This window comes from Aquibium sp. ELW1220, assembly GCF_030398385.1.
In the GTDB taxonomy this organism is placed as follows: Bacteria; Pseudomonadota; Alphaproteobacteria; order Rhizobiales; family Rhizobiaceae; genus Aquibium.
This window is the reverse complement of the sequence record NZ_JAOAOQ010000046.1, coordinates 1-20,444: the sequence shown is the minus strand read 5'-3', so window position 1 is coordinate 20,444 and position 20,444 is coordinate 1. Positions and strand designations below refer to the sequence as shown.

14 protein-coding genes are annotated in these 20,444 nt (G+C 67.1%); 8 read left to right on the top strand and 6 right to left on the bottom strand.

Going from position 1 to position 20,444, the window contains the following annotated elements; all coding sequences use genetic code 11:
* The 4 genes from N1F91_RS26435 (at position 1) to N1F91_RS26420 (ending at position 7,350) form a co-directional block, all read left to right on the top strand.
* Positions 1-942 carry an ABC transporter permease gene (locus tag N1F91_RS26435; RefSeq protein ID WP_289996636.1) on the top strand — a complete coding sequence of 314 codons (942 nt, stop codon included), beginning with the start codon at positions 1-3 and terminating at the stop codon, positions 940-942.
* Between the two features lie 169 nt (positions 943-1,111).
* Positions 1,112-2,395, top strand: a complete 1,284-nt coding sequence (locus N1F91_RS26430; RefSeq protein WP_289996598.1) for an amidohydrolase family protein — start codon at positions 1,112-1,114, stop codon at positions 2,393-2,395.
* Positions 2,396-2,624: 229 nt separating this feature from the next.
* On the top strand, positions 2,625-6,236 hold the full coding sequence (locus N1F91_RS26425) for a peptidoglycan-binding protein (protein ID WP_289996597.1): 3,612 nt from the start codon (positions 2,625-2,627) through the stop codon (positions 6,234-6,236).
* An 82-nt stretch (positions 6,237-6,318) separates the two neighbouring features.
* Complete coding sequence (locus N1F91_RS26420; RefSeq protein WP_289996595.1) at positions 6,319-7,350, top strand: hypothetical protein; 1,032 nt, start codon at positions 6,319-6,321, stop codon at positions 7,348-7,350.
* Between the two features lie 13 nt (positions 7,351-7,363).
* Here N1F91_RS26420 and N1F91_RS26415 read toward each other — a convergent pair whose 3' ends face one another.
* Together N1F91_RS26415 and N1F91_RS26410 are read right to left on the bottom strand one after the other, a co-directional pair.
* A complete protein-coding gene (locus N1F91_RS26415; RefSeq protein WP_289996594.1) occupies positions 7,364-8,089 on the bottom strand; it encodes a hypothetical protein in 726 nt (241 codons plus the stop codon).
* Positions 8,090-8,197: 108 nt separating this feature from the next.
* Positions 8,198-9,307 (bottom strand): endonuclease/exonuclease/phosphatase family protein, encoded by a 1,110-nt coding sequence (locus tag N1F91_RS26410; protein ID WP_289996592.1) that lies wholly within the window; start codon positions 9,305-9,307, stop codon positions 8,198-8,200.
* A gap of 165 nt (positions 9,308-9,472) precedes the next feature.
* Between N1F91_RS26410 and N1F91_RS26405 the strand changes: the two genes are divergently transcribed.
* Positions 9,473-9,901 (top strand): BA14K family protein, encoded by a 429-nt coding sequence (locus N1F91_RS26405; RefSeq protein WP_289996589.1) that lies wholly within the window; start codon positions 9,473-9,475, stop codon positions 9,899-9,901.
* A 67-nt stretch (positions 9,902-9,968) separates the two neighbouring features.
* Here the strand turns inward: N1F91_RS26405 and N1F91_RS26400 are convergent, their stop codons facing one another.
* Positions 9,969-11,951 (bottom strand): bifunctional 2',3'-cyclic-nucleotide 2'-phosphodiesterase/3'-nucleotidase, encoded by a 1,983-nt coding sequence (locus N1F91_RS26400; protein WP_289996588.1) that lies wholly within the window; start codon positions 11,949-11,951, stop codon positions 9,969-9,971.
* A gap of 197 nt (positions 11,952-12,148) precedes the next feature.
* Here N1F91_RS26400 and N1F91_RS26395 point away from each other — a divergent pair, with 197 nt between their 5' ends.
* On the top strand, positions 12,149-13,489 hold the full coding sequence (locus N1F91_RS26395; RefSeq protein ID WP_289996587.1) for a mechanosensitive ion channel domain-containing protein: 1,341 nt from the start codon (positions 12,149-12,151) through the stop codon (positions 13,487-13,489).
* Between the two features lie 168 nt (positions 13,490-13,657).
* The gene (amt, locus tag N1F91_RS26390; RefSeq protein ID WP_289996585.1) at positions 13,658-16,927 is read left to right on the top strand and encodes an ammonium transporter; all 3,270 of its coding nucleotides are present in this window, start codon (positions 13,658-13,660) and stop codon (positions 16,925-16,927) included.
* Between the two features lie 36 nt (positions 16,928-16,963).
* Here the strand turns inward: amt and N1F91_RS26385 are convergent, their stop codons facing one another.
* Positions 16,964-17,437: an Lrp/AsnC family transcriptional regulator gene (locus tag N1F91_RS26385; protein ID WP_289996584.1), complete on the bottom strand. Its 474-nt coding sequence runs from the start codon at positions 17,435-17,437 to the stop codon at positions 16,964-16,966.
* Positions 17,438-17,590: 153 nt separating this feature from the next.
* Here N1F91_RS26385 and ald point away from each other — a divergent pair, with 153 nt between their 5' ends.
* Complete coding sequence (gene ald / locus N1F91_RS26380; RefSeq protein ID WP_289996583.1) at positions 17,591-18,709, top strand: alanine dehydrogenase; 1,119 nt, start codon at positions 17,591-17,593, stop codon at positions 18,707-18,709.
* A 100-nt stretch (positions 18,710-18,809) separates the two neighbouring features.
* On the opposite strand, the gene N1F91_RS26375 is transcribed toward ald, so the two are convergent.
* The gene (locus N1F91_RS26375; protein ID WP_289996582.1) at positions 18,810-19,337 is read right to left on the bottom strand and encodes a GNAT family N-acetyltransferase; all 528 of its coding nucleotides are present in this window, start codon (positions 19,335-19,337) and stop codon (positions 18,810-18,812) included.
* A gap of 2 nt (positions 19,338-19,339) precedes the next feature.
* On the bottom strand, positions 19,340-20,182 hold the full coding sequence (gene sseA, locus N1F91_RS26370; RefSeq protein WP_289996580.1) for a 3-mercaptopyruvate sulfurtransferase: 843 nt from the start codon (positions 20,180-20,182) through the stop codon (positions 19,340-19,342).
* Positions 20,183-20,444: the final 262 nt, after the last annotated feature.

Genomic DNA, 20,444 nt, shown 5'->3' with positions numbered 1-20,444 from the left:
ATGGAAGCCTTCGAGATCCTCTTCACCGCCTCATTCTGGGTCGCAGCGATCCGCATCGCCTCGCCGCTGATCTTCGCCACCATGGGCGAGCTGATCTGCGAGCGGGCCGGCGTGCTGAACCTCGGGATCGAGGGCATCATGGCGGCGGGCGCCTTTGCCGGCTGGTTCACGGTCTATTCGGGCGGCGACCTGTGGACCGGGGTGGCGGTCGCGGCGGCGACGGGTGCGGCATTCGGCCTGCTGCACGCGACGCTGACCGTGCCGCTCGGCCTGTCGCAGCACGTGGTGGGCATAGGGGTGACGCTGCTCGCAACATCGATCACCTACTTCACCTACCGGCTGGCCCTGCCCACCGTCACCTCGCCGCCGAAGATCGAGCCGTTCCAGCCGCTGCCGATCCCTGTCCTGTCCGACATCCCGATCCTCGGCGAAGCTCTGTTTTCGCAGACGCCGCTGACTTACCTCGCCTTCGTCACCGTGGCCGTTGTCGGCTGGGGGCTCTACCGGACGCCGCTCGGGCTCGCCGTGCGCGCGGCGGGCGAGAACCCGGCGGCGGTGGAGGCGCAAGGCCTCTCGGTCACCGCCATCCGCATCGGCGCCGTCATGGCCGGCAGCGCGCTGATGGCGATCGGCGGCGCCTTCCTGACCATGTCGGCCTTCAACTCCTTCTTTTTCGAGATGATCAACGGCCGCGGCTGGATCTGCATCGCGCTCGTCGTCTTCGGCTCCTGGCGGCCGGGCAAGGCGCTGCTCGGCGCCATCCTGTTCGCCGCCTTCGACGCCTATCAGATCCGCCTGCAGCAGGTGACCGGCGGCGTCGTGCCCTACCAGCTGTTCCTGATGCTGCCCTACGTGCTGTCGATCCTGGCGCTGGTGCTGGTCGCCCGCCGCGCGACCTACCCCAAGGCGCTGATGGTGCCGTATCAGAAGGGGGAGCGGTAGTGTCACAGACTTTTCCGCCGTCGTTCTACCCTTCACCGCCGTCATCCTCGGGCTTGTCCCGAGGATCTACTGCTCTCGCCAGGTTCGCGGCGCCATCGGCGCACCATCAAACGCCGGCAGATCCTCGGGACAAGCCCGAGGATGACGGCCCGCGTATAGGGACCTCTCCATGACCTTCGACCTCCTCATCAAGGGCGGTACCCTGCCCGACGGAACCGTAGCTGACATCGGCATTGCCGGCGAGACCATTGCGGCGATTGCGCCGTCGCTCGGTTCCGACGCCGGGCGCGTCGTCGATGCGACGGGGAATCTCGTGGCGCCGCCCTTCGTCGACCCGCATTTCCACATGGATGCGACGCTGTCCTACGGCATTCCGCGGATCAACGCGTCGGGCACGCTGCTTGAGGGCATCGCGTTGTGGGGCGAACTGAAGCCGCTGCTGACGCACGAAGCGGTGAAGAGCCGGGCGCTCGCCTATTGCGACTGGGCGGTGTCGATGGGCCTGCTCGCCATCCGCACCCATGTCGACGTCTGCGACGACCGGCTGCTTGCGGTCGAGGCGCTGCTGGAGGTGAAGGCGGACATCGCGCCGTACATCGACCTGCAGCTCGTCGCCTTCCCGCAGGACGGGCTCTACCGCTCGCCTTCGGCGCGCCGCAACACCATCCGGGCACTCGACATGGGCGTCGACGTGGTGGGCGGCATCCCGCATTTCGAGCGGACGATGGCAGACGGCCGCCGCTCCGTGACGGAGCTCTGCGAGATCGCGGCGGAGCGGGGGCTGATGGTCGACATGCATTGCGACGAGACCGACGACCCGCAGTCGCGACACATCGAACAACTCGCCTACGAGACGCAGCGGCTCGGGCTGCAAGGCCGCGTCGCCGGCTCGCATCTCACCTCCATGCATTCCATGGACAATTACTACGTCTCGAAGCTGCTGCCGCTGATCGCGGAGGCAGAGGTGTCGGCGATCCCCAACCCGCTGATCAACATCATGCTGCAGGGGCGCCACGACACGTTTCCCAAGCGACGCGGCATGACGCGGGTGAAGGAAATGCTGGCGATGGGGATCCGCGTCGGCTTCGGACAGGACTGCGTGCTCGACCCCTGGTATTCGCTCGGCACCGCCGACATGCTGGACGTCGCCTTCATGGGCCTGCACGTGGCGCAGATGTCGCATCCGGCCGAGATGCGCAAATGCTTCGACATGGTCACGGTCGACAGCGCCGCGATCATGGGCCTCGACCACTACGGGCTGGCGGTGGGCAAGCGCGCGAGCCTGGTGGTGCTGGATGCCGGCAATCCGACGGAGGCCGTGCGCCTGCGCGCCGAGCGGCTGTGCGTGGTGGCGCGCGGCAAGGTGGTGGCCGAACGCACGCAGCAGAAGACGCGGCTCACGCTGGCCGGTCGGCCATCAGACGTCGACAGGCGCCATCGACCCGCGGGCTGACGCTCGCGCCTCTTCCCCGCCATCGATTTTTCACCGTTCAGCCACCGTTCAGGTGGCGCAGCCGATTGTGTGCCTGCAAACCGCTGCCGCGCGACCGTAACAATCCCCGGATAGTGTCGCGCCTCACGGAGATGTGAAAAGCTTCATGGAACCGGTTGACGGCGCGTGACACCAATCGCCGCCATCCAAGGTGGCGCCCGCGATGCGGCGTCCAGAGGAGGAAACAGGCATGGCCAGTACCGACACCACAGTCTCGTCACGGCGCTACCGCCGGCGGACCGCACTCATCTCGGCTCTACTTCTCGCATCCTCGGCGCTCGTGGCACCTGCCCTCGCCCAGGAGGCGCCGGCCGCGGGCGAGGCCTTCGCCACCCGCTTCTCCGGAACCACCGAGATCACGCTCGGCGACGGCTCGCGCCTGACGCTGATCGACGAGGACGGCGTCGTGGCCAGCGCCATCGACATCCGCAATCCCGGCTTCACGGCCGACGGCCGCCACTGGGCGAACGAGCCGCAGCATCTCGCGGTCACCGCGGCCGAAATCGGGCAGGTGTTCGGCATCGCCATCTCGGACGATGCCGAACCCTCCATCTACCTGACCGCCACGGCGGCATTCGGCCTCCACCGCTTCGAGGACGGCAGCGACTGGCTGCCGGGCCAGTTCGGCGAAGGCGGCTCCGGCGCGGTCTACGTCCTCAGCCCCGACAATGGCTACGCGCCCCAGCTGTTCACCATCGTCGACCTCGACGGCCGCGAGAACAGCGGCGCGGCGCTGGGCAACATCGCCTTCGACGGCGCCTTCGGCCAACTCTTCGTCTCCGATCTCGAGACCGGCATGATCCATCGGGTGGCGCTCGACGGCACGCACATCGATCGCTTCGACCACGGCACGCAGGGCCGGACCTCGTTCCTCGACGTGGCGAGCGGCGCCAACCAGGCGCTCGGCGCGGTCGCCTTCGACCCCGCAAGCACGGCCGCGCTGTTCGACTGTGCCGACGGCGCGGGCGCGCCGGCCGACTTCTCGCTGACGCCCTCGTGCTGGAACGTCGCCGATTTCCGCCGCCGGGTCTGGGGCCTTGCCGTGCACACCGACCCCGTGAACGGCGAAACCCGCCTGTTCTACGCCATCTCGGGCGGCGACGGGCTTGGCGCCGCCGCGTGGGCTGCAGCCGGCGACGATGCCAGGAATTCGGTCTGGTCCGTCGGTCTCGACGACAATGGCGGGTTCGATGCGTCGGACGTCCGGCGCGAGTTCATCCTGCCGGATTTCGGGACCGCTTCGGAAGGACCGCGCGTGGTGCCCGACCTTGCGATATCGCCGCAGGGCGAGATGCTGGTGGCCGAACGCGGCGGGCTGCGCAATCTCGGCCTCGACAAGCCGCAGCCCTTCGCCGAGCCGAATGCGGCCCTCGTGCTGCGCTATGTCCACGCCCAGAACGGCACCTGGGCGCCGCAGGGCCGCCATGACGTCGGCTTCGACGATCGGCGCAGTGTCGGCACGCCCTGGCTGCGGGCAGGTGCTGCGGGCGGCGTCGACTTCGGCCATGGCTATGATGCCACCGGTGCGATCGACCCGGACCGTCCCTACGACACCGCGTGGATGAGCGGCGACTTCCTCTGCTCGCCCTCGGGCGCCTGCGTCGACCCGGCGACGGGCCAGCGGACCAACAAGGACGAGGTGCACGGCCTGCAGGGTACGCGCCTTGCCGAGACGAGCGAGGTCCTGCCGGCGGGCGCGACCGGGCCCTATCCGGCGAGCGGCGACCCCTATCCCGCCAACGGGCCGCTGGCTTCGTATCTCATCGATCTCGACACCAACGTGACGCAGGCGGGCGCGCCGATCCGGCTGCAGGCGCTGAAGCACGATTCCACCAAGATCGGCGACGTCGAAGTGGTGCGCGGCGGCGGCGGCCAGGGGACGGGCGTGCCTCAGCCGCAGGGCTACGACCTCGACATCGACAAGTCCGGTCCGCTGCAGTGCCTCGGCGGCACGCGCTGCGACTTCACCATCACGCTCACCAATCGCGGTCCGGGCGCGTTCTCGGGTCCGGTCTATCTCTGGGACTTCATGCAGCCGAACCAGGCGCCTCTGTCCGGCGTCAGCGGCGGCGACTGGTCGTGCTACGATCTCGGCACCGGCATCCAGTGCCTCAACCCCGCGCTGTCGCTCGGGGTCGGCCAGTCGACCTCGTTTACGCTGAGCATCGACATCCCGTCGCGCTATCCCTCGGACGTGATGAGCAACTGCATCGCCGTCCAGTGGCTCTACGACGAGACCGGCGGGATCGACATGCTGGCGATCCAGTCGGCGCTGACGCTGCTCGGCTATGATCTCGGCACGGTGGACGGTGTCTTCGGACCGCGTTCGCGCGATGCGCTGGCGCAGTTCCAGGACGACAACGGCCTGCCGGCCACGGGCGAGATCGACGAGACGACGATCGCCCTGCTCTATCCGGGCCTCGTCGGCATCGCCGGCGATCTCGACGCGTCGAACGACGAGGATTGCCACGATGTGACGACCGACCGGCCGCAGCCGGTCCATTCCAAGTGGAATTCCCACCTGAAGATCGGTTCGCCGCACAACAAGGTGCAGTCGCACCTCAAGATCGGCTCGCCGCACAACAAGGTCCAGTCGCACCTCAAGGTGGGCTCGCCGCACAACAAGATGCAGTCGCACCTCAAGGTCGGCTCGCCGCACAACAAGGTGCAGTCGCACCTCAAGGTCGGTTCGCCGCACAACAAGGTGCAGTCGCACCTGAAGATAGGATCACCGCACAACAAGGTGCAGTCACATCAGAAATACGATTCGCCGCACAACAAGATCCAGTCGCACCAGAAATTCGGCTCGACCATCCACGAAAAGAACGTCTCGCATCTGAAGAACGGATCGCCCCACAACAAGATCCAGTCCCACCAGAAACTCGGCTCGACCATTCACGAAAAGAACGTCTCGCATCTGAAGAACGGGTCGCCGCACAACAAGATCCAGTCGCACCAGAAGGCCGGATCGATCATTCACGAGAAGAACGTCTCGCATCTGAAGAACGGGTCGCCGCACAACAAGATCCAGTCGCACCAGAAGGCCGGATCGATCATTCACGAGAAGAACGTCTCGCACCTCAAGACCGGGTCGCCGCACAACAAGATCCAGTCGCACCAGAAGCAGGGGTCGACCATTCACGAGAAGAACGTCTCGCATCTGAAGACCGGGTCGCCGCACAACAAGATCCAGTCGCATCAGAAGCAGGGATCGACCATCCACGAGAAGAACGTCTCGCATCTGAAGAACGGGTCGCCGCACAACAAGATCCAGTCGCATCAGAAGCAGGGATCGACCATCCACGAGAAAAACGTCTCGCATCTGAAGACCGGCTCGCCGCACAACAAGATCCAGTCGCACCAGAAGCAGGGGTCGACCATCCACACCAAGAACGAGTCCCACCTCAAGACGGGGTCGCCGCATAACAAGGTGCAGTCGCACCTGAAGCAGGGCTCGGACATCCACACCAAGAACGAGTCCCACCTCAAGACCGGATCGCCGCACAACAAGGTGCAGTCGCACCTGAAGCAGGGATCGGTCGTTCACGACAAGCGGGAGTCGCACAAGAAGGCCGGCTCCGGAAACGATCACAGCAAGTCGCAATCGCACAAGAAGCAGGGGTCGGACGGGCACAGCAAGCGTGAATCCCACCAGAAGGACGGCTCCGGAAACGCCCACAACAAGGAGCAGACGCACCAGAAGGAGGGTTCGCGCGGCCGTCACGGCAAGGAAGAATCGCACCAGAAGGAAGGATCGATCCAGATCCAGCCGGTCTTGCCGATCGTCCCGCAGATCCGCTGATTTCAACGGGATCGAAGGGCGGGGCCGCGCGTCCCGCCTGCCTTCCTCGACCGCCGACTTCACCCATTTCGGGAGACAGCCAATGGGCTTTCGCTGCCATCACCGCCTGTCGCTTGCGCCCCTGGCGCTCCTGGCAGGCAGTCTTCTCGCCGGGTCTGCCTCAGCCGTCGTGGCTGCGCAGAACACCATCAAGACCAACGAGGCCTATGTCGAGGAGGTGATGCGTGCACCCGAATACGACATCCGCTCGATCGACGACGTCTTCGACTACGTCTTCTCCAGCCTCGACGACGAGGTCACCGTCTATCCGACGGAGAACTACTATTACTTCAAGTTCGTGCATGGCGGCGTGCCCTATGCCGGCAATTTCCGGCTCGACATCGCCGACCGCGACCAGGGCATCGTGCACTTCGCCTATTTCTCGGAGAACAACCCCTTCGTCGAGCAGGAGATTTCCGAGCATCGCGCCTATTCCGAACAGTTCGGCGTCAAGGTGGAGAAGAAGGGCGAACTCGACTATGCGATCACCGCGAAGGACCGCACGGTGCTCTTCCGCCTCAACGACCTGCGCGATGTGAAGCCCTCCGAAGCCATGGTGGCGGACGGAGAGCAGTATATCGGTCCCGTCTTCGACGAATCGGGCGTGCAGATGTTCCTGATGTGGAACCCGACGACGGAGACCTTCCACTACGTCCTCGACGAGAGCGTCGTCACCGAGAGCTTCTTCCAGTCGAGCGCGTCCACCCAGGTCAAGATCGGACGGCGCAGCCATTTCGCCTGGTACAAGGACCGCTACCGCGAGCGCTGGATCCTGGTCGGCGTGCGCGCGGCCGAGACATCGCTCAATACTTTCTTCGACGGGCCCTTCGACCAGCTGCCGGACAATTTCATCGAGGGCGATCTGCTGCGCGATGCGCTCCTGACGCTCAGCCCGGAAGTGGAGGGGCAGATCGACCGGCTGGGCAACTCGCTCGACCTGAAGGGCCGGATGCTGGTGGACCCCTACATCCTCTACGACGACGAAGCCGAACTGGCCGCCTTCGACCAGTGCGCCGCCGCAGCCGTCGACGCGGCGAGCTACTATCCGTGCCTGGCGGTGGGACAGTCGAAATAGCAGGCGCGGCGGCTCAGCCGCCGGCCGGCGTCGCGAAATGCCAGTCGACGATCCGGCCGACCCAGGGAAGCAGACCCGGAACGCGCGGCTGCGTGCGCGTGAGGAGCACCGGCTCGACGATCTCCGGGCGCGCCTCGCCCGCCACGAAGGCGCGGATGCGCGCCTCGATCTCGCGCGCGGTCTGCTGCAGCGCGTAACGGCGGATCACCACCACGCCGCTGTCCGTGCGCAGGACGCGATAGCCGGCATCGCGCGGCGCGCCGTCGAGCGCGAGCCCCGTTTCCTCCAGCACTTCGCGCTGCATGTTGGCATCGATGTCGGCCACGCCGCCGACGAAGTCCGCCGGCTCCAGCGAGCCGCCGGCGAAATAGACCTGGCCGGCATTGGCCGTCCACGGCGCCATGCGAACCGTCAGCACCGCGCCGTCGGCCGTGACGGGCAGCGCCATCGCGAAGAGGTGGGCAGCCAGGTCGGTGTGGCGGGTCAGGCGCCAGTGCAGCAGGGACGCGTAGCGCACCTCGTGGCAGTCTCCGACGAGGCAGCCGCCGCGAAGCGCGAGCTGAGAGAACAGCACGGTCCTTCCGTCGAACAGGTCTGGGTTGCGCTCAACCTCCGCAAGCCAGTTCGCCTCGATCCCGGCGGCGTGCAGCAGCTCATATGGATGCGGCGCGCCGACGAGCCGGAGCGTGACCGCCGGGGTGGGCAGCATGCGGTCCGCGGCAAAGCCGATGACGCTCATCGGTCGCTCAGAGTGTATGAATCAATCGAGGATGCGAAAGAATGCCCGCTGAAATCCTTGAGATTTTTAACTTATGCTGCGTGGAAACAGACATCCTTTCACATCCTCTCAGGCCATGTCCAGCGTCACCGCGACGGGGCAGTGATCGGACGCCTTGGGCCGGTCCCACCCGGTGCGCGGGAAACGTTCCACCGCCTGGCCGGGCGGGAAGACGGTCCGGTGCGGCTGGCCATTGCGGATGATATCGGGGACGGCACCCGGGTTCTTTCGCGCAAGGGCCGGCGACAGCAGGATGTAGTCGAGCTGGCACAGATGCCGCTCCTGCGGTCCGCGCGTGTGGTAGAGCGTCCAGCGGTCCATCTCCGGCCGGCGCTCGACGACGTTTTCGCAGAAGCCGTCGCCGGTCAGCACGTCGATCGAGCTTCCTTCCTCCCGCGACACGCGAAAGCGCGGCTCGTCCTCGTCGCCCTCGATGACCACGCGCTCGGCATAGTCGTTGAGGTCGCCGCAGATCACCCAGCGCTTCTCGGCGGTGCGGTCCTTGCCGAAACGGTTCTCGATGATGCGGCGGACCGCCAGGGCTTCGGCGATGCGCACCGGCATCGTCGCCTCGCGGCCTGTCATGCCGTTGCGCGGGCTGCCCATCGACTTGAAGTGGGCCGTGTAGATGGTCAGCGGCCTGCCGCCCACCGTCACGTCGATCTCCAGGCAGTCACGGCGGAAGATGCGTTCATTCGGTTCGTTGCCGAGTTCGCCGAGCAGCGGCGTGTGGAGGCCGAGATCGTCGAAGGTGAGATGGGCGTGGCTGGTCATGCGGACGAACTCGATCGGCTGGCCGTGCCGCGTCTCCTCGCGCATCATGACGGCAAGGTCGATGCCGCGGCTGTCGTTGCCGGGCGTCATGTATTTGTGGCGATAGCCCTGCCCCACCATCTTGAACAGGTAGCCATATTCGAAGGCCTTCAGCGCCTCGATCGTGTCGACCTCCTGCAGGCACAGGATGTCGGCCTTCGCCCTTGCGATCGCCAGCGCCGAGAGCTGGCGGGCGTCGTCGGTGTGGGCGATGGCGCGGGCGCGTTCCAGTTCGCGGTACTCGGCTTCGTTCTTGACCTCGAACAAGGCGACCGCCCGATCCCGCCAGAGCTCGTTGCGGAAACCGGTGAAATCGAACCTGGCCATCAGGTTCTCGATGTTGAAGGTGGCGATGCGAAGCGACATGGCAGAGCTTTGCCTGCCCGGGCCGTGAATGACAAGCGCCGCCGCGCGCGCCGCTGGAACCGCCGCCCGCGCGGCACGTTCATGTCGGGTTCAGGTTCCGGCCGCTATTCCACGCCCCATCGATGGTTTCTGGTCGACCGGACCAGAGGAACGAGGAGAAAGCACATGTTCAAGACGCCCAAGGCGATCGGCTGGATCTGCGCCGCGGTCGGCGTGGTCATGCTGGCGGGGACAGCAGGCGCTTCCGCCCAGGATGGCGCAGGTATCCCCCGGTACCAGAACGAGAATATCTTCGGTAGCCCCGGCTATCGCGGCCAGGGCGGTCACAGCTACCGTCACCACGACTACCGCCGCGACGACCACCGCCGTGGCCACAAGCGCTACAAGTACCGCCGCAGCGGCCCCAATGTGGGCATCTATCTCGGCGTGCCGAGCTATCGCTACGTCGAGCCGCGGCGCCATGCTCCGCGTGTCAGCCTGACGCGCGCGCACGTCAACTGGTGCGAGAACCGCTACAGGTCCTACCGCGCCTGGGACAACACGTTCCAGCCCTACAACGGCCCGCGCCGGCAGTGCTGGTCGCCCTACAGCTGATCCGCGATCCGGATGAAACGACGAACGGCGCCCACGGGCGCCGTTCGCGTTTCAAAAGTGCGGCGTATCAGAGCGTGATGCGGAACCGCGCGAAGCCGTCGGCGCCCTCGCCGGCCGCCTCGATCTTCACGCCCTTGACGTCGGCGATCAGATCCCTCGCCTTGGGACCGGTATCGAAGACCACCGTCGCGCCCTCGACCGGGGCGAAGGACCAGTTGCCGTCGGCCGACGGGTTGATGGTGCCCTGCTCGACGATGTAGCGCACGATGACGTCGCGGTTGGTGTCCGGCGCTTCGAAGACGACCTTCGAGGCGTTGATCTCCGGGAAGTTGCCGCCGCCGCCGGCGCGGTAGTTGTTCGACGCGACGACGAACTTCTGCGCAGGGTCGATCGGCTTGCCGTCGAAGGACAGGTCGACGATGCGGCTGGCCGACGCGTCGAGCACAGCGCCCTTGGCGTCGTACTTGGCGGGCTGGGACAGGTCGATGCGGTAGGTCACGCCGTCGATGACGTCGAAATTGTAGGAGGGGAAGTCCGGGTTGATCAGCGGCTGGTCGGCCTTGCCCGGCTCGACCCGGTTGAACATGCCCGCCGACATCTCCAGCCATTCCTTGACCTGCGCGCCGGTGATCACCAGCGCCCGGACCGTGTTGGGATAGAGATAGAGGTCGGCGACGTTCTTGATCGCCACGGCGCCGGCCGGAACGTCGGTGTAGTATTCCGGACCGCCGCGCCCGCCGGCCTTGAAGGGAGCCGCCGCCGAGAGCACCGGCAGATCCTTGTGCTCGGAGTTCTTCAGCATGTCCTTGATGTACCAGGTCTGCGCCTGGCTGACGATCTGCACCGACGGATCGTCGGCGACGAGCGCGAAGTAGGAATAGAGCGGCGCCGCGGTCTCGCCCACCGGCGTGCGGACATAGGCGAGCGTCGCTTCGTGCTCGGCCTTGGTGGCGGCCAGCACCTCGGCCTTGCTCTCGACCGTGGGGACGATCTTGCGATCCTCGGTGCGGTTGTAGATCGGCCGCGCCTCGACGGTGAAGTCGACGATCTTCCAGCTCGACCCGTCCTTTTCGATCAGGAGATCGACGAGGCCCATGTGCGAGCCCCAGAAGCCGCCCATCACGGTGGGCTTGCCATGGATCGTGCCCTTCACCGGATCGACGCCTTCGAGACCGTCCCAGGTCTTCGGACCCGGGAAGACGAGGTGCTGGTGGCCGGTCATGATGGCGTCGATGCCCTCGACCATGGCGAGGTGGTAGGATGCGTTCTCCATGCGCTCGCTGGCGGGGTTGGCGTCGATACCGGAATGCGACAGCGCCACGATGATGTCGGCGCCCTCCTCCTTCATCACCGGAACCCAGGCCTTCGCCGCCTCGACGATGTCGCGGGTCTGGACCTTGCCTTCCAGGTGGCGCACGTCCCAGACCATGATCTGCGGCGGCACGAAGCCGATGAAGCCGACCTTGACCGGGCTCTCGTTGCCCGCGCCATCCTTCACCATCTTCTCGAGGATCACGTAGGGCTTGGCGAACAGCTCGTCATCCTTCGGATCGGTCGCGAGCTGGCCCTTGGTCAGGTTGGCGCAGACGAAGGGAAAAGACGCGCCGGCCAGCACGTTGACCATGAAGTCTAGGCCGTAGTTGAACTCGTGATTGCCGAGCGTGCCGACATCGTAGCCGAGCACGTTCATCGCCTGCACGACCGGATGCTTGTCGCCGGCCTTCATGCCGCGCTCGTAGGCGATGTAGTCGCCCATCGGGTTGCCCTGCAGGAAGTCGCCATTGTCGACCAGCATCGAATTGCCGGCCTCGGCGCGGATGGCGTCGACCAGCGAGGCGGTGCGGGCGAGGCCCATCGTGTCGTTGGGCTTGTCGGCATAGTAGTCGTAGGGGTGGACGTGGACGTGGATGTCCGTCGTTTCCATGATGCGCAGATGCGCCTGGTTGGCCTGCGCGCGTGCCGCGAAGGGGTGCAGGACGACGAGGCCGCCGAACGCTGCCGCGCCCGACAGGAACGAACGCCGCGATAGGCGGTTGACGAGAATGGACATGGTGCCTCCTGAAGGGTCTCGCTTGTCGTTAGCCGGCTGAAAGCGAGCGAGTGTCGCGCCGGTCTCGGACGGAGTCCAGCAGATTCAGGAGACGGATTGATGACAGGGTGCGGCTGGCGGCACTGACGCTGCGGCGCCCTGGCTCCGGCCTGTGAAGAAACGCGTCGGCCGGTTCCGGCCCGCATGAGGAGGGCGCGATGGAGATGCAGTTGCGGGAGGCAGGCGATCTTGTCGCGGACTGGATCGAACGGTCCATGGTCTTCGTGACCGATCCCTGGTTCTTCTTCCAGATCGTTGCGGCGGTGCTGCTCCTCGTGGCGTCCAAGCTGGTCGGCCGGCGTCTGGAGGGCGGGCTGGAGGACCAGGCGCGGGCGATCCGGGGCCATCCGGGACTGTTGCGCGTCATCGTCGCCACGCTCCGGCGGGTCGACTGGATCGTCTTCGTGGTCCTGATGTTCCTGCTCGTCACGGTGCTGCGGGCAACGACATGGCCGAGCCGCAGCTGGCTCCTGTCGCTGGTCCTGTGGCTGGCGCTCGCCTGGGTCGTCGTGTCGATCGCCTCGCGGGTCATCCGCAATCGTCTTGCCGCGCGCCTGGTCGGCTGGGCGGTGTGGATCTATGCGGCGCTGGTGATCCTGGGCTTCGACACCCGAGCCGCCGCCCTGCTCGACAGGCTCGCGCTTCCCATCGGCGAGGCGCGGCTGTCGGCGCTGACCCTGCTCAAGGCGGCCGTCCTGCTGACGCTCGCGCTCTGGATCGCAGGCGCCATCGGCAGCTATCTCGACGAGCGCGTCCAGCAGTCGAAGGACCTCACGCCCTCCATCCGCGTCCTGGTCGGCAAGGTGCTGAAATTCGGCCTCGTCGTGACCGGCGGCGCCATCGCGCTGACATCGGTGGGCGTCGACCTCACCGCCTTCACGGTCTTCTCCGGAGCGGTCGGCGTCGGCCTCGGCTTCGGCCTGCAGAAGGTGGTCTCCAACTTCGTCTCGGGCATCATCATGCTGACCGACAAGTCGATCAAGCCGGGAGACACGATCTCGGTGGGCGAGACCTTCGGCTGGATCCGCGAGCTGCGGGCGCGCTTCGTCTCCGTCGTCACCCGCGACGGCCGCGAATACCTGATCCCGAACGAGGACTTCGTCACCCAGAGGGTGATCAACTGGTCTTTCAGCGACGAGCTGGTGCGCCTCGACGTCACGTTCGGCGTCTCCTACGACTGCGACCCGCACCAGGTCAGCGCGCTCGCGATCGAGGCCGCGATGGGAGTCGGGCGGGTCGACGTCGACCGCCGTCCGGTCTGCTGGCTGACCGGCTTCGGCGAATCCTCGCTCGACTTCGTGCTGCGCTTCTGGATCCACGATCCGCAGCAGGGGCTGACCAACGTGCGCGGCAAGGTGTTCCTGGCGCTGTGGGACGCGTTCAAGGAGAACGGCATCAAGATCCCCTACCCGCATCGCGAGGTGCTGATCCGGCGCGGCACACGGGAGGCCGCGCCATCGGCCCGCAGCAGCCGGGCGGACGACCCGACCTTGGACTGACGCATGTTCACGAAGCCTGCAACCTGAAATGTTTGTCCAAGACTTGGGCAGATGCTATTTTGATGATCATTATCTCATGTTTTCAGCTGCTTAGGCTCTTCTTTCCTACACCCTTGCTTAACTGCCGATTGCTACCCTGACGACCGGGAGGCATCGGAGGGTTGGGGTATGACGCATGGGGTGCGCAGCTGCGCGACGGCTTTCGGCGCGGCTTGCGGAGTGATTGCTGCAACGGCGCTGCCGGCCCTGGCCCAGGGAGCGGCGGAGCCGACGCTCGCTGGCCTGCAGAAGAGCCTCGACATGGCCTGGATGCTCCTGGCCGCCGCCCTCGTCCTGATGATGCAGTTCGGCTTCCTGCTGCTCGAGGCCGGCATGGTACGTTCAAAGAACACCATCAACGTGGCGCAGAAGAACGTGCTCGACCTCGCGGTCTCGATCACCGCCTTCCTCGGCCTGGGCTTCATGCTCGCCTTTGCGCCCGGCAACGGCCTGCCCTGGGGCAGCGATGCGTCCTTCCTGTTCCTGTCGGGCCTGGATTCCTGGCAGGTCGCCTTCTTCGCCTTTCACGTCATGTTCTGTGGAACGGCCGCCACCATCGTCTCGGGTGCGGTCGCCGAGCGCATGCGGCTGTCGTCCTACCTGATCAGCTCGGCCGTGCTGGCGGGCCTCGTCTATCCCGTGTTCGTCCACTGGGCCTGGGGCGCAGCGCTGGCGCCGAGTTCTTCCGCCTTCCTGGCCAATGCCGGGTTCGTCGACTTCGCCGGTTCGACGGTCGTGCATGCCACCGGCGGCTGGGTGGCGCTCGCCGCCTGCCTCGTGCTCGGCGCCCGTATCGGCCGCTTCGACGCGGAAGGACGGCCCGTGCGGATTGCCGGCCACAACCCCGTCATGGCTGCGTCGGGCACGCTCGTCCTGTTCGTCGGCTGGATCGGCTTCAACGGCGGCTCGACGCTTTCGGCAACACCCGCGATCGCCGGCGTCATCGCCAACACGATCGTGGCGGGCGGGGCCGGCGGGGTCGCCGGCTACCTGCTCGGCTGGCGCCAGGACGGCGTCGTCCTGCCGGAAAAGACCATGTCAGGGACGCTCGGCGGTCTCGTCGCCGTCACCGCCGGCTGCATGGTGCTGGAGCCGCTCGGCGCGCTGGCCGTCGGCCTGACCGGCGGCATCGCTGCCATCCTCGGCAACCAGTTCCTCGAGCGGCGCTGCGGCGTGGACGACGCGGTCGGCGCCATCGGCGTCCACGCCTTCGCCGGTGTCGCTGGGACCCTGGCGCTGGCGCTGCTGGCGCCGGAGGCGAACCTGCCTCTCGGCAACCGTTTCGCCCAGTTCCAGGTGCAGGCGATCGGTGTCGCCGTCAACTTCGCCTGGACCTTCGGCACTGCTCTCGCCTTCTTCTGGATGCTCGACCGTCTCCAGGGCATCCGCGTCTCGCGCCATGCCGAGATCGTCGGGCTCAACGAGGCCGAACACGCCACGCGCATGGGCATCGGTCATGTCGAGAAGGCGCTGGGGCGGCTGGTCAGCGGGAATGCCGACCTCAACATGCGGCTGGCGCCCAATCCCGGCGACGACGCCGAGACCCTGACGCGGCTCTTCAACGAATTGATGGACCGGATCCAGGCGGAGGAGGAGAACCGTGCGACCGCCAAATGGGCCGCGCGTGACCTCGAGGAGGCCGAGCGTCTCTCCGCGCTCGCGGAAGCCACCTTCGAGGCGATCTGGATCGTCCGGGACGGGCTGATCGTCGACGGCAACGTCCGGCTGCGCGACCTGTTCGGCGAGCCGGTGGAGACGCTGCGCGGGCGGCCGGCACTGAAGCTCTTCCCCGTCGAGCAGCGCGAGGCGGCGCGCGTGGCGCTGGCCGGCGAAAGCGGCGAGCCTTTCGAGACCGAGATCGTCGGCGCTGGCGGCGTGCGCGTACCGGTCGAGATTCGCGGCCGCACCATCACCTATCGCGGCGCGGCATCGCAGATCGTCTGCCTGGTCGACCTGCGCGAACGCAAGGACGCGGAGGAACGCATCCGCCACCTCGCGCTGCACGACCCGCTGACCGGCCTGCCCAACCGCGCGCTGTTCAACGAGCGGCTGGCAGCCATGGTGGCGGCCGCCGACGCGATCCGCAGCCAGAGCGCCCTCCTCCTCGTCGACCTCGACCGCTTCAAAGACATCAACGACGTGTACGGCCACCCCGCCGGGGACCTCGTCATCCGCACTGCAGCCGAACGCATCCGGGCGCTGGGTGAGCCCGGCGTCACGGTGGCACGCCTGGGCGGCGACGAATTTGCCGTGCTGCTGCCGGCGATCGACTTCGCCAACCAGGCGGCGGACTTCGCCTACCGCCTGGTGGCGCAGCTGATCCGCCCGATCGCACTGCAGGACGGGCGCGTCGTGCGGGTCGGGGCCAGCGTCGGGGTGGTGATCTGCCCGCGAGACGGCCACGAGCCCGCGCTGCTCATCTCGCGCGCCGACATCGCGCTGTACCAGGCCAAGAAGTCCGGCCGGAACACCTATTGCGTCTTCGAGCCGGGCATGGACGACTTCCTGACCCGCCGTCGCCTGCTCGAGGCAGACCTCGCGCTCGCCATCAGTCGCGCCGAATTCGAGCTGCATTTCCAGCCGCGCGTCAACATCACGGAGGACCGCATCGTCTCCTACGAGGCGCTGCTGCGCTGGCGCCATCCGCGGCGCGGGTCGGTGGAGCCCTCGGACTTCATCCCCATAGCCGAGCAGTCGGGCAAGATCGTCGAGATCGGGGAATGGGTGCTGCGCGCGGCGTGCGTCGCCGCCCGCGACGATCTCGCAGGCGCGCGCGTCAGCGTCAACGTCAGCCCGGTGCAGTTCCGCCAGAAGACCTTCGTGGAGATGGTCGAGACGGTGCTGCGCGAGACCCGCGTCGACCCGGCGCTGATCGAGATCGAGATCACCGAGGGCGTGCTGATCGACGACGACCGGCGCGCCCACGCAATCCTCAAGGCGCTGAAGGCGCTCGGTCTCGCCATCGCGATGGACGATTTCGGCACCGGCTATTCCTCGCTCTCCTATCTCGGCCGCTTCCCCTTCGATACGATCAAAATCGACCGCTCCTTCGTGCGCGAACTGGGCACCTCCGAGAACGCGCGCGCCATCGTCCAATCCATCATCGGGCTCGGCCACGGGCTGAAGATGAATCTCATCGCGGAGGGCGTCGAGACTCTGGAAGAGGCCGGCATGCTGGCCGCCATGGGTTGCCAGGAGCTGCAAGGCTTCCTGCTCGGCCGGCCTGCGCCGCTGGGCGACGCCGGCCATCCCTCGCAAAGCGAGATCGCCGACATCCTTCGCCGGGCCCGCGCGCTCAACCCGCAGACCACGGGACCGGACGCCGCCGGTCAGCTCCACCTGGCCGCCCGCACGCTGCGGGAAGCGGCGGTGGCGGCGGGGCAGCGGCGCGCCGGCTGAGGCGCGCGCCCGCTCGCGGGCGGGGCGCGGACAGCGTCACGCCATTTCCGGCCTGATCCCCATCCAGGTGCGATCGACGACCTCGCGCAGCGCGAAGGAGGAGTTGATCTTGATGACGTGCGGCATGGCGGTCAGCCATTCCTTGTGGATGCGCTCGTAGTCTTCAAGATCGCGGGCGGCGATCCTGAGCACGTAATCGTACTCGCCCGACATCAGGTGACAGGACAGGACGTTGGGGCAGCGCCTGATGGCGGCCTCGAACTCGGCCAGCGACTTTTCGAACTGGCCCGACAGCGAGATGTGGACGATGGCCGTCATCTTGTGGCCGAGCGCGCCGTTCGACAGCCGCGCGTGATAGCCCTCGATGACGCCGCTCTTCTCCAGATGGTCGAGCCGGCGCGAGCAGGCCGACTGCGACAGGCCGACCTTTTCGGCGAGCGACGCGTTGGGGATTCGACCGTCCTTCTGGAGCGTGTCGAGGATGGCGAAATCGATCCTGTCCAGCGCCATGCGCGGCGATTCCTTCGAAGATGATGCGGACTGACGCAAGCAATAGCGGCGCAGACCCAATCCCGCAACCGACTTCGCAAACACATTCGGCGCCGGATGTGGTTGAATCGGAGGATCAAGGAACAGGCACCCCAATCGAACGAGGAGGCTCAAATGCGCGTCGGCTGCCCCAAGGAAATCAAGAACCACGAGTACCGCGTCGGCCTGACGCCGGGCGCGGTCCGCGAATACGCCGCCCATGGGCACGAGGTGCTGGTGGAGACCGGCGCGGGTGCCGGCATCGGTGCCGACGACAACGCCTATCGCGCGGCCGGCGCCTCGATCGCCAAGACCGCCGCCGAGGTGTTCGAGCGCTCCGACATGATCGTCAAGGTCAAGGAGCCGCAGCCGGGCGAGTGGGTGCAGCTGCGCGAGGGCCAGATCCTCTATACCTACCTGCATCTCGCGCCGGATCCGGAGCAGACCAAGGGCCTCCTCGCCTCGGGCGTCACCGCGGTGGCCTACGAGACCGTCACCGACGAGCGCGGCGGGTTGCCGTTGCTGGCGCCGATGTCGGAAGTGGCCGGCCGCCTGTCGATCCAGGCCGGCGCGACAGCGCTGCAGAAGGCCAATGGCGGCCGCGGCGTGCTGCTCGGCGGCGTGCCGGGCGTGCTGCCGGGCAAGGTCGCCGTGATCGGCGGCGGCGTGGTCGGCCTGCATGCGGCCAAGATGGCCGTCGGCCTCGGCGCCGACGTCACCATCATCGACCGGTCGATCCCGCGCCTGCGCCAGCTCGACGACATCTTCAACGGCCGCATCCACACCCGCTACTCGACCGTCGAGGCGCTGGAGGAGGAGTGCTTCTCGGCCGACATCGTGGTCGGCGCCGTTCTGATCCCGGGGGCCGCCGCGCCGAAGCTCGTCAGCCGCGAGATGCTGTCGGGGATGAAGGCGGGCGCCGTGCTCGTCGACGTCGCCATCGACCAGGGCGGCTGCTTCGAGACCTCGCACGCCACCACCCATGCCGAGCCGACCTACGAGGTCGACGGCATCATCCATTACTGCGTGGCCAACATGCCGGGCGCGGTGCCGGTGACCTCCGCGCATGCGCTGAACAACGCCACGCTGTTCTACGGGCTTCAGCTTGCCGACAAGGGCATCAAGGCGCTGGTCGACGACCACCATCTGCGCAACGGCCTCAACGTCCACAAGGGCCGGATCACCAACCGCGCCGTCGCCGAGGCGCTGGGCTACGAGATGGCCGAGCCGCAGGCGGCGCTGAAGGCCGCCTGACACCTTCGACACCTTCGCGCACCCTCCAGCGCGAAGCGTGCGGCCCGCCGGTCTGCACCACCGGCGGGCCTTTTCGTGCGCCGGTCGAGGGACGCGATGTTCAATACCAGGCCTCCACCTCCGCCTGCGAGGTCCCGACGGGGACGAAGCCCATCGTCTGGTAGAGCTGCAGCGCGCGCGGGCTGTCGAGCGAGTTGGTCTGGATGATCAGCTTCCTCGGATCGTGCTGCCAGGCGGCGTGGATGGCGCAGGACAGGAAGAACTTCGACAGGCCCCTGCCCTGGAATTCCGCCATCAGGCCGAAATATTCGACCTCGGCGTGCTCCGGGGCGCGCGACAGGTCGATCTCGACGAAACCGGCCGGCGCGCCGTCGACATAGAGCACGTCGATCAGCGTGGTCGTGGCGTGGATGATCGCCGACAGTGCGTCGTCGTCCATGCGGCGGCGCAGCTCCCAGTGATGCGGCCGGCCGACCTGCTCGTAGAGATAGCGGTAGAAGTGCAGCGGCATCTTCGGCGCGCGCATCACGGCGAGCTGCGCCCCCAGCGGCGCCGGCACCCGGTGCAGCGGCCGCGCGGTCATTTCGAGATGGGTGATGCGGGCGGTGAGCGTGCGGGGGGCTGTCATGATCATGCCTTGCCCGTGACGACGGGCGTGTCGGTCCGGCCGCCCCATTCGGTCCAGGACCCGTCGTAGAGCTTCGTGTCGGCGTGGCCGAGCGTCTCCAGCGCCAGCGTCAGGACGGCGGCGGTGACGCCGGAGCCGCAGGAGGTGACGACCGGCTTCGTCAGGTCGATGCCGGCGCCCTCGAAGGCGGCGCGGAGTTCGTCGGGCGGCAGGAGAGCGCCGTCACGGCCGAGCGACAGCGCCGGCACGTTCTTCGCACCCGGCATGTGGCCGCCGCGCACGCCCTGGCGCGGCTCGGGGTCGATGCCCTCGAAACGCCCGGCCGGGCGCGCGTCGGCCACCTGGGCGCTGCCGGTTTCGACCACCGCGCGCATCTCGTCGAGGGAGGCGACGCGGGCGGCATGGAATTCGGTCTCGAACAGGCAGGGCGCGACCTTCGTCGGCTTGCCCGTCACGAAGCGGCCTTCCCGCTTCCAGCCGTCGATCCCGCCTTCGAGGATGCGCACGTCCCTGGCGCCCATGAGCCGGAACATCCACCAGACGCGCGGCGCCGAAAACAGGCCCGGTCCGTCATAGACGATGATGGTGTCGTCGCGGCCGATGCCCATCGAGCCGGCGAAGGTGGCGAAGGTTTCCGGCGAGGGCAGCGTGTGGGGCAGCTTCGACCCCGGTTCGACAACCACGTCCTGATCGAAGAAGACGGCGCGCGGGATGTGCCCCGCCTCGTATTCCGCCTTCGCATCGCGCCCCTGCGCGGGCAGGTACCAGGACCCGTCGACCACCGACAGGCCGGGATCGTCGAGATGCTTTGCCAGCCATTCGGTCGAGACGAAGAATTCGGTCATGATCATCGGCCTCCGGGTTCGCCGCGGACTTTCATCCGCCCGAGAAGGTCTCGCATTTTCGCCGCCGGTTCGAAAGCCGGAAAGCGGTGGCGCGGTTCCGCGCGGCGGGGAATGGCGGGTGGGAAACGCGACCGCGCGTGAGGAAATGCGGGGACAGTTTTACCCCGTCTACCCGATAACCCGAAATTCGTCGGGTCGGACGATGTGAAAGTTGTCGTTGACGGTGTCCCGGAAGGATTTCCACTTCTCGGGGAGCGTCGAC